10 protein-coding genes are annotated in these 12,580 nt (G+C 54.0%); 7 read left to right on the top strand and 3 right to left on the bottom strand.

Annotated elements, in window-relative coordinates; all coding sequences use genetic code 11:
• Positions 1–173 precede the first annotated feature (173 nt).
• The 6 genes from O6D90_RS11620 to O6D90_RS11595 all read left to right on the top strand — a co-directional run bounded on the left by O6D90_RS11620 (position 174) and on the right by O6D90_RS11595 (position 9,355).
• Positions 174–1,559: a NarK family nitrate/nitrite MFS transporter gene (locus O6D90_RS11620; protein WP_047358146.1), complete on the top strand. Its 1,386-nt coding sequence runs from the start codon at positions 174–176 to the stop codon at positions 1,557–1,559.
• A 113-nt stretch (positions 1,560–1,672) separates the two neighbouring features.
• Positions 1,673–5,413 (top strand): nitrate reductase subunit alpha, encoded by a 3,741-nt coding sequence (locus O6D90_RS11615; RefSeq protein WP_271143312.1) that lies wholly within the window; start codon positions 1,673–1,675, stop codon positions 5,411–5,413.
• The gene (narH, locus tag O6D90_RS11610; RefSeq protein WP_016156550.1) at positions 5,410–6,954 is read left to right on the top strand and encodes a nitrate reductase subunit beta; all 1,545 of its coding nucleotides are present in this window, start codon (positions 5,410–5,412) and stop codon (positions 6,952–6,954) included. Before O6D90_RS11615 ends, narH begins: the two co-directional genes overlap by 4 nt.
• The gene (narW, locus tag O6D90_RS11605) at positions 6,954–7,649 is read left to right on the top strand and encodes a nitrate reductase molybdenum cofactor assembly chaperone (RefSeq protein ID WP_016153117.1); all 696 of its coding nucleotides are present in this window, start codon (positions 6,954–6,956) and stop codon (positions 7,647–7,649) included. The genes narH and narW overlap by 1 nt, the downstream gene beginning before the upstream one ends.
• Positions 7,646–8,326, top strand: coding sequence for a respiratory nitrate reductase subunit gamma (gene narI / locus O6D90_RS11600; protein ID WP_003833047.1), 681 nt, complete (start codon positions 7,646–7,648; stop codon positions 8,324–8,326). Before narW ends, narI begins: the two co-directional genes overlap by 4 nt.
• A gap of 135 nt (positions 8,327–8,461) precedes the next feature.
• Positions 8,462–9,355 (top strand): PhzF family isomerase, encoded by an 894-nt coding sequence (locus tag O6D90_RS11595; protein WP_016156551.1) that lies wholly within the window; start codon positions 8,462–8,464, stop codon positions 9,353–9,355.
• A gap of 57 nt (positions 9,356–9,412) precedes the next feature.
• Here the strand turns inward: O6D90_RS11595 and nhoA are convergent, their stop codons facing one another.
• Positions 9,413–10,258 carry an N-hydroxyarylamine O-acetyltransferase gene (gene nhoA, locus O6D90_RS11590; protein WP_016156552.1) on the bottom strand — a complete coding sequence of 282 codons (846 nt, stop codon included), beginning with the start codon at positions 10,256–10,258 and terminating at the stop codon, positions 9,413–9,415.
• 157 nt (positions 10,259–10,415) lie between these two features.
• Here nhoA and O6D90_RS11585 point away from each other — a divergent pair, with 157 nt between their 5' ends.
• Complete coding sequence (locus O6D90_RS11585) at positions 10,416–10,988, top strand: flavin reductase family protein (RefSeq protein WP_016156553.1); 573 nt, start codon at positions 10,416–10,418, stop codon at positions 10,986–10,988.
• A 39-nt stretch (positions 10,989–11,027) separates the two neighbouring features.
• On the opposite strand, the gene pptA is transcribed toward O6D90_RS11585, so the two are convergent.
• Together pptA and O6D90_RS11575 are read right to left on the bottom strand one after the other, a co-directional pair.
• Positions 11,028–11,255: a tautomerase PptA gene (gene pptA / locus O6D90_RS11580; protein WP_016156554.1), complete on the bottom strand. Its 228-nt coding sequence runs from the start codon at positions 11,253–11,255 to the stop codon at positions 11,028–11,030.
• Positions 11,256–11,289: 34 nt separating this feature from the next.
• Positions 11,290–12,342 (bottom strand): LacI family DNA-binding transcriptional regulator, encoded by a 1,053-nt coding sequence (locus tag O6D90_RS11575; protein ID WP_369707201.1) that lies wholly within the window; start codon positions 12,340–12,342, stop codon positions 11,290–11,292.
• Between the last annotated feature and the right edge of the window lie 238 nt (positions 12,343–12,580).

Genomic DNA, 12,580 nt, shown 5'->3' with positions numbered 1-12,580 from the left:
ATTGGTAACACTTAAGCAACATGTAATTCCCTCATCACGCCGCGTTATTGCGCTTTTTTATCTATTCTTTCAGTCAATATTCCCAAAACTTTTCAATAGTTTCTAAAAAGAACTCGCGCGGCGCTGTGTGCGTTTATTTCTTTTTCATGAACGGCATGGGCATGGAGAATAATATGTCAGCATCAAATGAGAAAAATAATCGTTATCTTTTAACTGACTGGAAACCGGAGAACCCCGCCTTTTGGGAAAACAAAGGTAAGCATATTGCACGCAGAAACCTCTGGATATCAGTAAGTTGTCTGTTGCTGGCGTTCTGCGTCTGGATGTTGTTTAGCGCCGTGGCCGTCAATCTGAATAAAATTGGTTTTAATTTCACTACTGACCAACTGTTTTTATTAACGGCATTGCCTTCTCTTTCTGGCGCAATATTGCGCGTCCCCTACTCCTTTATGGTACCTATATTTGGTGGGCGCCGGTGGACCATTTTTAGCACGATTATTCTGGTTATTCCCTGCGTCTGGCTCGGTTTTGCCGTGCAAAATAACGCTACTCCGTTTGGCGTATTTATTATCATTGCGCTGATGTGTGGTTTTGCTGGCGCAAACTTTGCCTCCAGCATGGGTAATATCAGCTTTTTCTTCCCCAAAGCGAAACAAGGCAGCGCATTAGGCGTTAACGGTGGTCTCGGCAACCTTGGCGTCAGCGTGATGCAGTTGATCGCGCCGCTGGTGATCTTTCTGCCTATCTTTACCTTTTTGGGCGTACAGGGCGTACCGCAAGCCGACGGCTCGTTATTGTCGCTGGCCAATGCCGCATGGATTTGGGTTCCGTTACTGCTGATAGCCACCTTAGCAGCAGGCATGGGAATGAACGATATTGCCAGTTCGAAGGCCTCAATTGCTTCCCAGTTGCCGGTCCTCAAACGTTTTCATCTGTGGTTATTAAGCCTGCTGTATCTCGCCACCTTCGGTTCATTTATCGGCTTTTCGGCAGGCTTTGCCATGTTGGCGAAAACTCAGTTCCCGGACGTGAATATCCTGCAACTGGCGTTCTTCGGCCCCTTCATCGGCGCTCTTGCGCGATCGGCAGGCGGCGTGATCTCTGACAAATTCGGCGGTGTGCGCGTCACGTTAATTAACTTCATCTTTATGGCGCTGTTTAGCGCCCTGCTGTTTCTCACCCTGCCAGGGTCAGGCGAGGGAAACTTTGTCGCCTTCTACCTGGTGTTTATGGGCTTGTTCCTGACTGCGGGTCTGGGAAGCGGCTCAACCTTCCAGATGATCGCGGTGATCTTTCGCAAAATCACCATATACCGGGTCAAGCTGCACGGTGGTACTGAAGAACAGGCCCAACGTGAGGCGGTAACCGATACCGCTGCCGCGCTGGGATTCATCTCTGCTATTGGCGCTGTGGGGGGCTTCTTCATCCCCAAAGCGTTTGGTTCATCGCTGGCGCTGACCGGCTCTCCGGTGGGTGCAATGAAAATATTCCTCGTGTTTTACATCGTCTGCGTGCTGGTGACCTGGCTGGTCTATGGCCGTAAATCACAAAAAAAATAACAAAATGGATACCGCAGGATCGGACAGTTCGCTAGGCCGGATAAGGCGTTAACCGCCATCCGGCCTACCGTTCGATTCACCGTCGGCAATATTCTCAAAGCAGGAGTTATGTCATGAGTAAACTGTTCGATCGCTTTCGCTACTTTAAACAAAAGGGCGATACGTTTGCCGATGGGCACGGGCAAGTGATGCACACCAACCGGGACTGGGAAGACAGCTATCGTCAGCGCTGGCAGTTCGACAAAATTGTGCGTTCTACCCACGGCGTTAACTGTACCGGCTCATGCAGTTGGAAAATCTACGTCAAAAACGGACTGGTGACCTGGGAAACGCAGCAAACCGACTACCCGCGTACCCGCCCTGACCTGCCAAATCATGAACCCCGTGGCTGCCCGCGCGGTGCCAGCTACTCCTGGTATCTTTACAGCGCCAACCGTCTGAAGTATCCCCTGGTGCGTAAACGTCTGATCGAACTGTGGCGCGACGCCCTGTCCCGCCAGCCCGATCCGGTGCTGGCCTGGGAATCCATTATGAACGACCCGCAAAAATGCCAGAGCTACAAGCAGGTACGCGGGCGCGGTGGTTTTATCCGTTCCAACTGGAAAGAGCTTAATCAGCTCATTGCTGCCGCCAACGTCTGGACGGTGAAAACCTATGGCCCGGATCGCGTGGCCGGGTTCTCCCCGATCCCTGCTATGTCGATGGTCTCCTATGCCGCAGGCACACGTTATCTTTCGCTACTGGGCGGAACCTGCCTGAGCTTCTATGACTGGTACTGCGACTTACCGCCTGCATCACCGATGACCTGGGGCGAACAGACCGATGTTCCAGAATCCGCCGACTGGTATAACTCCAGCTACATCATCGCCTGGGGGTCAAACGTGCCGCAGACCCGTACCCCGGATGCGCACTTTTTTACTGAAGTACGCTACAAAGGCACCAAGACGATTGCCATTACGCCGGATTACTCGGAAGTCGCCAAACTGTGCGACCAGTGGCTGGCCCCCAAGCAAGGGACAGACAGCGCGTTGGCGATGGCGATGGGCCACGTGATTCTGAAAGAATTCCACCTCGACAATCCAAGCGATTACTTCATCAATTACTGTCGTCGCTATACCGATATGCCGATGCTGGTTTTGCTGGATGCCCGGGAAGATGGCAGCTACGTTCCAGGGCGCATGATGCGCGCCTCAGACCTTGTCGATGGTCTGGGCGAAAGTAACAATCCGGAGTGGAAAACCGTGGCCTTTAACACTGCTGGCGAACTGGTGGTCCCGAACGGGTCTATCGGTTTTCGCTGGGGCGAGAAAGGTAAATGGAACCTGGAGCCACTGGCGGCTGGCGCTGAAACAGAACTTTCCCTCTCGCTGCTCGGTCAGCATGATGAAGTGACCGGCGTGGCATTCCCCTACTTTGGCGGCAACGAAAACCCGCATTTTCGCAGCGTGAAACAGGAACCCGTGCTGATTCGTCAACTGCCGGTAAAACATCTTACCCTCGCCGACGGCAGCCGTTGCCCGGTGGTGAGCGTCTATGATCTGGTGCTGGCGAATTACGGCCTCGACCGTGGTCTGGATGACGCTCATAGCGCGCAAGATTACAGCGAAGTGAAAGCCTACACCCCGGCCTGGGGAGAGCAAATTACCGGTGTCCCTCGTCGTCATATCGAACAAATCGCCCGTGAGTTTGCCGATACGGCGCACAAAACCCATGGCCGTTCGATGATTATCCTCGGGGCTGGCGTCAACCACTGGTATCACATGGATATGAACTACCGTGGAATGATTAACATCCTCGTGTTCTGCGGTTGTGTGGGACAAAGCGGCGGCGGCTGGGCGCACTATGTGGGTCAGGAGAAACTGCGTCCGCAAACTGGTTGGTTGCCGCTGGCCTTTGCGCTGGACTGGAACCGCCCGCCGCGTCAGATGAACAGCACCTCGTTTTTCTACAATCACTCCAGCCAGTGGCGTTATGAAAAACTCACCGCTCAGGAACTCCTCTCTCCGCTGGCTGACGCGTCGAAGTTTAGCGGACATTTGATCGACTTTAACGTACGTGCAGAAAGAATGGGCTGGCTGCCGTCCGCGCCGCAACTCAACCTCAACCCTCTGAGCGTCAAAGCAAAGGCAGAACAAGCGGGAGTGTCGCCTGCACAATACACAGCACAGGCGCTGAAATCGGGTGAAATTCGTTTTGCCTGCGAGCAGCCGGATAGTGGTAACAACCATCCGCGTAATCTCTTCGTCTGGCGCTCTAACCTGCTCGGCTCCTCCGGTAAAGGGCATGAATACATGCTCAAGTATCTGCTGGGTACCGAAAGCGGGATCCAGGGGGAAGCGCTCGGTTCAAGCGAAGGTATTAAACCTGAAGAGGTGGAATGGCAGTCCGCGGCGATAGAGGGCAAGCTTGATCTGCTGGTAACGCTCGATTTCCGTATGTCGAGTACCTGCCTGTTCTCCGATGTCGTTTTGCCGACCGCCACCTGGTATGAAAAAGACGATATGAACACCTCGGATATGCATCCGTTTATTCACCCGCTGTCGGCGGCGGTCGATCCTGCGTGGGAATCGAAGAGCGACTGGGAAATTTATAAAGGCATCGCCAAAGTCTTCTCTGAGGTTTGCGTCGGGCACCTTGGGCAAGAAACGGATGTGGTATTGCAGCCGCTGCAACACGACTCCCCGGCAGAACTGGCGCAGCCGTTTGACATTCAGGACTGGCGTAAAGGCGAATGCGATCTCCTCCCGGGGAAAACGGCGCCCAATATTGCCGTTGTGGAGCGTGACTATCCCGCCACCTACGAACGCTTCACTTCGCTCGGTCCGCTAATGGACAAGCTCGGTAACGGCGGGAAAGGTATTACGTGGAATACCCAAGCGGAGGTCGATTTCCTCGGCAAGCTGAACTACACCAAACGCGAAGGTCCGGCGAAAGGCCGACCACTGATAGACACCGCGCTGGACGCGTCTGAGGTGATCCTCACCCTGGCACCGGAAACGAACGGTCAGGTGGCGGTGAAAGCTTGGGAAGCGCTGGGAGCGATGACCGGACGCGACCATACGCATCTGGCGTTGAACAAAGAAGACGAGAAAATCCGTTTTCGCGATATTCAGGCGCAGCCGCGCAAAATCATCTCCAGCCCCACCTGGTCCGGGCTGGAAAGTGAACATGTCTCCTATAACGCAGGCTATACCAACGTCCACGAGCTGATCCCGTGGCGCACCCTGTCCGGTCGCCAACAGTTGTACCAGGATCACGCGTGGATGCGAGCGTTTGGTGAAAGTCTGGTGGCATATCGTCCGCCTATCGATACCCGTAGCGTCAGCAATATGCGCGAAGTTCCGCCTAACGGCTTCCCGGAAAAAGCGCTCAACTTCCTGACTCCGCATCAGAAATGGGGGATCCATTCTACCTACAGCGAAAACCTGCTGATGCTGACGCTGTCGCGCGGTGGCCCCATTGTCTGGATCAGTGAAACCGATGCTAAAGAGCTGGGCATTGAGGATAACGACTGGATTGAAGCCTTTAACGCCAACGGCGCGCTCACCGCACGGGCTGTGGTAAGTCAGCGCGTGCCGCCGGGAATGACCATGATGTATCACGCTCAGGAGCGAATCATGAATATCCCAGGCTCGGAAGTCACCGGTATGCGCGGCGGGATCCATAACTCAGTCACCCGCGTCTGCCCGAAACCCACGCACATGATCGGCGGCTATGCGCAACTGGCATACAGCTTCAACTATTACGGCACGGTCGGCTCTAACCGCGATGAGTTCATCATGATTAGAAAAATGAAAAATATTAACTGGCTGGATGATGAAGGTCGCGATCAGGTACAGGAGGCGAAAAAATGAAAATACGCTCACAGGTAGGCATGGTTCTTAATCTGGATAAGTGCATCGGCTGCCACACCTGCTCCGTCACCTGTAAAAACGTCTGGACCGGACGTGAAGGGATGGAATATGCGTGGTTTAACAACGTTGAGACCAAGCCAGGCATTGGCTATCCGAAAAACTGGGAAGATCAGGAAGAGTGGCAAGGCGGCTGGGTTCGCGATGTTAACGGGAAGATAAGGCCGCGCCTGGGCGGCAAGATGGGCGTTATCACCAAAATTTTTGCTAACCCGGTGATCCCGCAAATCGATGATTATTACGAACCCTTTACCTACGATTATCAGCATCTGCATAGCGCGCCGGAAAGCAAGAATCAGCCCACCGCACGTCCGCGTTCACTGATAGATGGCAAACGGATGGACAAGATTATCTGGGGCCCTAACTGGGAAGAGTTGCTCGGCGGTGAGTTCTCAAAACGTGCCCGCGACCGTAACTTTGAGAAAATGCAAAAGGAGATGTACGGGCAATTCGAAAACACCTTCATGATGTATCTACCGCGCTTGTGCGAACACTGCCTGAACCCAAGCTGTGTCGCCACCTGCCCGAGCGGTGCCATCTATAAGCGTGAAGAAGACGGTATCGTGTTGATCGACCAGGATAAATGTCGCGGCTGGCGCTTGTGCATCAGCGGTTGTCCGTACAAAAAAATCTACTTTAACTGGAAGAGCGGTAAATCAGAGAAGTGCATTTTCTGCTACCCGCGTATTGAGTCCGGCCAGCCGACGGTATGTTCGGAAACCTGCGTGGGACGCATCCGCTATCTTGGCGTACTGCTGTATGACGCCGACCGCATTGAAGAAGCAGCCAGCACCGAGCATGAGACCGATCTCTACGAGCGTCAGTGCGATGTGTTCCTCAATCCACACGACCCGGCGGTCATTGAAGAGGCGTTAAAACAAGGTATTCCGCACAACGTCATCGAAGCGGCCCAACGTTCGCCCGTTTACAAGATGGCGATGGACTGGAAGCTGGCGCTGCCGCTGCACCCGGAATACCGCACCCTGCCGATGGTCTGGTATGTACCGCCGTTGTCGCCGATTCAGTCGGTCGCTGACGCGGGGGGACTGCCGCACAATGGCAACATTCTGCCAGCGGTTGAATCACTGCGAATTCCGGTTCAGTACCTTGCCAACATGCTTAGCGCGGGCGATACCGGTCCGGTACTGCGGGCGCTAAAACGAATGATGGCCATGCGCCATTATATGCGTTCGCAAACCGTAGAAGGCGTTACGGACACCCGCGCGATTGAGGAAGTGGGTCTGACCGTTGAGCAGGTTGAAGAGATGTATCGCTATCTGGCCATCGCCAACTATGAAGACCGCTTCGTGATCCCGACCAGCCACCGTGAAATGGCGCGTGATGCGTTCCCGGAGAAAAACGGTTGCGGATTTACCTTTGGCGACGGCTGCCATGGCTCAGATACCAAATTCAACCTGTTTAACAGCAGTCGCATTGACGCCATCGACATCACCGAAGTGCGCGATAAAGCGGAGGGTGAATAATGCAAATCCTGAAGGTTATCGGCCTGCTGATGGAATATCCCGACGAGTTGCTGTGGGAGTGTAAAGACGAGGCGCTGGCGCTTGTGGCCAGCGATGCCCCAATGCTTACCGAATTTAGCCAGGGGCTGCTCAATGCGCCATTACTGGATAAACAAGCCGAATGGTGTGAGATATTTGACCGGGGCCGGGCCACCTCTCTGCTGCTGTTTGAGCACGTGCACGCCGAGTCTCGCGATCGGGGCCAGGCGATGGTTGATCTGTTGGCGCAGTACGAAAAGGTCGGACTGCAGCTCGACTGCCGCGAACTGCCGGATCATCTGCCGCTGTATCTGGAGTACTTAAGCGTGTTGCCGGAAGCGGAGGCCAAAGAAGGATTGCAGAACGTCGCACCGATTCTGGCGCTGCTGGGGGGGCGTTTGAAACAGCGTGATACGCCGTGGTATCAACTGTTTGACGCCCTGCTACTGCTTGCCGGAAGCCCTCTTTCAAGTGACAGTGTCACTAAACAGGTTGGCACGGAAACCCGCGACGATACCCGACAAGCGCTGGATGCCGTCTGGGAAGAGGAACAGGTGAAGTTTATCGAGGATAACGCCACCGCCTGTGACAGTTCACCGTTACAAAACTATCAACGACGCTTTAGCCAGGACGTGGCACCTCAGTATGTCGACGTCAGCGCGGGAGGCCCGAAATGATACAGTACCTGAACGTCTTTTTTTACGATATCTACCCGTACCTCTGTGGCACGGTGTTTATCCTCGGCAGTTGGCTACGCTATGACTACGGGCAATACACCTGGCGGGCCTCTTCCAGCCAGATGCTGGACAAACGCGGCATGGTGTTATGGTCAAACCTGTTCCACATCGGCATTCTGGGGATCTTTTTCGGGCACCTGTTTGGCATGTTAACCCCGCACTGGATGTATGCCTGGTTCCTGCCGATTGCAGTGAAGCAGCAGATGGCGATGATCGCCGGTGGGCTCTGTGGCGTGCTGACGCTGGTCGGTGGCGCTGGCTTGCTGGTACGTCGTTTGACCAATCCGCGCATTCGTGCAACCTCCTCCACTGCCGATATCCTGATCCTCTGCGTTCTGCTGATTCAGTGTATCCTCGGCTTAACCACCATCCCATTCTCTGCGCAGCATCCTGACGGCAGTGAAATGCTGAAACTGGTAGGTTGGGCGCAGTCGGTGGTGACCTTCCAGGGCGGCGCGTCTGCGCATCTGGATGGCGTGGCGTTGATTTTCCGTGTGCATCTGGTTTTGGGGATGACTATCTTCCTGCTGTTCCCGTTCACGCGCCTGGTTCACGTGTGGAGCGCGCCGTTTGAGTACTTTACCCGCCGCTATCAAATAGTGCGTTCACGCCGATAAATTCGCATTGAAATGTCGGGTGACGACACGCCTTATCCGGCCTACAACCAGGCACCGTAGGCCGGATAAGATAGCGATCATCGCCATCCGGCATTTTGCACGTTATGATGCTTCTCCATTCCAGGGAGAACGTTAATGAAACCACAGGTTTACCACGTCGATGCCTTTACCTCGGTACCCTTTCGCGGCAATTCAGCAGGTGTGGTTTTGCATGCTGACGGACTGAGCGAAGCGCAGATGCAACTCATTGCTCGCGAGCTGCGTCATTCGGAAACCGCTTTCCTGCTGACCAGCGACGACAGCGATGTTCGCATCCGCTATTTCACGCCGACGGTCGAAGTTCCTATCTGTGGGCATGCTACCGTCGCTGCACATTATGTGCGGGCAAACGTGCTTGGCTTGGGCAACAGTACAATCTGGCAAACCTCGCTGGCTGGTCGTCATCGGGTGGATATCGAAGCTACCGGGAATGACTATCGTATTAGCCTTGAACAAGGCGTACCCGGATTTGAACCTCCGCTGGAAGGGGCTGTTCGTAGTGCGATTATCGAGGCCCTACTCCTGAGCGAAGACGATATGCTGGCAGGCTTGCCGATTCAGGTTGCTACCACCGGGCATTCGAAAGTGATGATTCCGCTCAAGCCCGAGGTGGACCTCGACGCCCTTTCCCCTGATTTGCAGGCTCTGACAGCCATCAGCCAACAAATTGGCTGTAACGGCTTCTTTCCTTTTCAAATCCGCCCGGGCGAAAACGCCACCGATGGCCGCATGTTTTCGCCTGCAATTGGGATTGTGGAAGACCCGGTTACCGGCAATGCCAACGGTCCAATGGGCGCGTGGTTGGTTCACCATGGGCTGATGGCGCATGATGGGAAAACGTTACGTGTTCAGGGACATCAGGGCCGTGCGCTCGGGCGCGACGGTATTGTTGATGTGACGGTGACTATCCGTGATAACCAGCCAGAAAAAGTCACCATTACCGGTTCGGCGGTGATCCTGTTTCACGCAGAATGGGCGATAGATTTTTAATTGTTCCCGTAGGCCGGATAAGGCGATTACGCCAATCCGGCACTAATCCCGATGCCCCTATTTCCCCGCGTCCGGATGCGTATCAAACGCCGCCATTACCGTCGCCAGCTCATCCTGGGTAAACCCATGCTTCACGTCATCCACGCCCAGGCCAAACCGCTCCTGCAACAAGGCATACAGACTGGGAACGTCAGGCAGATTAATCTGTTCTACCGCGTGTCCATCCTGATAATGGGTGAAATGAAAATTGGTTAACGTTAATTTCCCGCCGTCGGGCAGATGACGACACATCAGCAAATGATGGCGAAAATGTGATTGCGGCCAGTGAGCGGACCAGAAGTTGCCTATCAGATAATCGCTCTGATGCTGTACGACCAGGTCGAAACGGTACATTGATTGCCAGTGTTCGTGATGACAGAACTGTAGGATCCAGTCTTCACCTTCCTGAATCAGCCGATATTCGCCGTGTGGTGTCTTCTGCTCAATGTTCGCCTGCAGACGAATCGGCGCCGTCAGCGTTTGCCCGCCGAAGCCAACGTCGGCGATCCACTGCTCTCCCTGCAACTCAACCAGCAACAGACGATGCGTGCGTGGTGGCAGGCTTGACGGGTTCGCCAGTACCACACGTCCGAGCAGACTGCGTACGGTAAAACCGATTTCGCGTAGCGCCCGCTCAAATACTCCGTTCTGTTCAAAACAATAGCCGCCGCGACGCGCCGTCACCAGCTTCTCCTCCAAAGACAAATCGTCAAGCTGCATCTCTCTTGGAAGCAATACATCCAGGTTTTCAAAAGGTATGGCGGCGTTGTGCAGTAAATGCAGCGCCCGTAAGGTTTCAATGTTGACCCTGGCCAAATCTGACCAGCCAATACGGGCAAAATAAGCGGTTAAAAAAGGCGTCATACGGAGTTCCTGTTCAATTAATGCAGTACTTATAGCGCATTTTTAATTTTGCGCCGTCGATTTTGTGCGTTGTTCCTCCAGACGAGGCGACAAAATCGCTAATACCGTTAATATCTATGTTTATTGTGGTGTGTTATCTCTCAGCCAAGGAGCATCCATGAGCCATTTTCGTCCGATCGAATTAAAACATGCCAGTCGGTTGCTAAATCACGGCCCAACGATATTAATCACCAGCCGGGATGAGCATACCGAGCGGCGAAATGTGATGGCTGCCGCGTGGTCAATGCCCGTGGAGTTTGAACCACCGCGGATCGCGATTGTTGTCGACAAGACCGCCTGGTCACGTGAGCTCATTGAACGTAGCGGCAAATTCGGCATCGTTATTCCGGGCGTTGCCGCCGCCAACTGGACCTGGGCCGTAGGCAGCGTTTCCGGTCGTGTGGAAGATAAATTCAACTGCTACGGCATTCCCGTGGTGCAGGGACCGGTACTGGGTTTACCGCTGATTGAAGCAAAATGTCTGGCCTGGATGGAGTGTCGCCTGTTGCCTGCCACTGCGGCACAGGAAAAATATGACACGCTGTTTGGTGAAGTGGTCTCGGCTGCCGCTGATGAGCGAGCCTTCGTGGAAGGACGCTGGCAGTTTGATGATGGCAAGCTCAATACCCTGCATCACCTTGGGGCCGGAACGTTTGTCTCCAGCGGAAAACTCATAACAGCAGCTGAATAATGGCACGACAAAACGGGCGGAAAATCCGCCCGTTTTTTCTTACATGCTGTAGCCGGGTTTTTTAATCAACCTGGCCATCTGCGGCGCAATCTCCGCATCCCACACGCCCTGCCACGCCTCGGGCTCAATTTCATTAAGCGCCACACTCACTGAACTGTCTTTGCTTTGCAAATGACGAATAATGACGTCGGTAATATCTGCCGCCAGCGCGGATTTTTGTTCGTCGTTAAGATCGCGAGGAAAACATTTGATATCGACGTGCGGCATAGCAGATTCCTTATTGTTTTGGGATGCAGGTAACTTATGCGGATTCTCGTTCTACCAGGTGAAATCCAACATCAATAATATCGTCTTCACGCGGAATTTGTTCGATACGATCGGCAAGCAGAGAGGCGGCGCGTTGTCCAATAGCCCGTCTGTCGACGCTGACGGTGGTGATGGCAGGTCGGTTACTGGCGGCAAAGTCGAGATCGCCAAAACCGATTACCGCTAATTCCTGCGGCACGCGTAGACCACGGCTTTCAGCTTCCATGATCGCCCCCTGGGCTAACGTATCTGAGCTACAGACGATGACATCAAACGCGCGTTCAGCCAATAGCTGTGCCAACCCGCTACGCCCCAATGCCAGAGAGGCAGGAAGCGGGACATCCACCTGTGCACCAGCCGCAATACCATGACGGCTCAGCGCATCGCACAGTCCTTGTTTACGCTGGCCTGCCCGGCGATCGGCGGTCCATAGCAAACCAGGACGGCGATACCCTTTTTCCTGCAAATAGTCTGCTACCGCCTGCCCGACTTTTTCATGCGAAAACCCCACCAGCATATCGATGGGCGTTGGCGTTAAATCCCATATTTCCACGACCGGGATGGCCGCATTTAGAATCACCTTTTTCAGCTCGGCGGTATGATGGATACCGGTGAGCACTACACCATCCGGGCGACGAGAAAGCAGCGTCGCCACCAGCTCAGCCTCTGTTTGCGGCGTATAACCCGACACGCAGAGCAAGATGTGGTATCCGCGTTCAGCCAGTTCATCGCTTAATGACTGGATGGTATCGACAAACATATTGTTGTTAATTTGTGGGACAACCACAGCAATAAGCTTACTGCGACGCGACGCCAGCCCCCCGGCCAGTGCGTTGGGAATATAGCCAGTGGCGCGTACCGCCTGCATCACTTTTTCTACTGTTCTCGGACGCACCAGTTGCGGGGTATTCAACGCCCTGCTCACCGTCATGGGCGACAATCCCGCGGTACGGGCAACATCTTCCAGCGTGGGTGCGCGCGGAGGTCTGGGATTTTTCACTGTCGATGCCCTTGTCAAAAATCGCTGATTTATCCTGGCATTATTCATCATGATTTCGGCTATTGCCAGCGCCCCTCTACGATAACGCTGAGAAAACAGCAGCTTAGTTAATTAGCGTCATCTGAAATGATAGCGCCATCATAATGACTTGTGCATTTACCCATAAAGTATTGGAATGTGATGCTGTTTACAAGTTACTGCCCTTTTGTCTCAGTATTTGTGAGCGATTGTTCAAAACGCATTCAATTCGCTGGCGCAATGATTGCCCTAACACTAAAAATGTTAG

It is taken from the genome of Citrobacter sp. 21OH12SH02A-Citro (assembly GCF_027919895.1).
Classification (GTDB): Bacteria; Pseudomonadota; Gammaproteobacteria; order Enterobacterales; family Enterobacteriaceae; genus Citrobacter; species Citrobacter braakii.
The sequence above is the reverse complement of the archived record's forward strand: the minus strand, read 5'-3'. Positions and strand labels throughout refer to the sequence as shown.

Bases quoted from the DNA above. Each gene is read 5' to 3' on its own strand.
- O6D90_RS11620 (WP_047358146.1), top strand. From the start codon at position 174: ATGTCAGCATCAAATGAGAAAAATAATCGTTATCTTTTAACTGACTGG.
- O6D90_RS11615 (WP_271143312.1), top strand. From the start codon at position 1,673: ATGAGTAAACTGTTCGATCGCTTTCGCTACTTTAAACAAAAGGGCGAT.
- narH (WP_016156550.1), top strand. From the start codon at position 5,410: ATGAAAATACGCTCACAGGTAGGCATGGTTCTTAATCTGGATAAGTGC.
- narW (WP_016153117.1), top strand. From the start codon at position 6,954: ATGCAAATCCTGAAGGTTATCGGCCTGCTGATGGAATATCCCGACGAG.
- narI (WP_003833047.1), top strand. From the start codon at position 7,646: ATGATACAGTACCTGAACGTCTTTTTTTACGATATCTACCCGTACCTC.
- O6D90_RS11595 (WP_016156551.1), top strand. From the start codon at position 8,462: ATGAAACCACAGGTTTACCACGTCGATGCCTTTACCTCGGTACCCTTT.
- nhoA (WP_016156552.1), bottom strand. From the start codon at position 10,258: ATGACGCCTTTTTTAACCGCTTATTTTGCCCGTATTGGCTGGTCAGAT.
- O6D90_RS11585 (WP_016156553.1), top strand. From the start codon at position 10,416: ATGAGCCATTTTCGTCCGATCGAATTAAAACATGCCAGTCGGTTGCTA.
- pptA (WP_016156554.1), bottom strand. From the start codon at position 11,255: ATGCCGCACGTCGATATCAAATGTTTTCCTCGCGATCTTAACGACGAA.
- O6D90_RS11575 (WP_369707201.1), bottom strand. From the start codon at position 12,342: ATGAATAATGCCAGGATAAATCAGCGATTTTTGACAAGGGCATCGACA.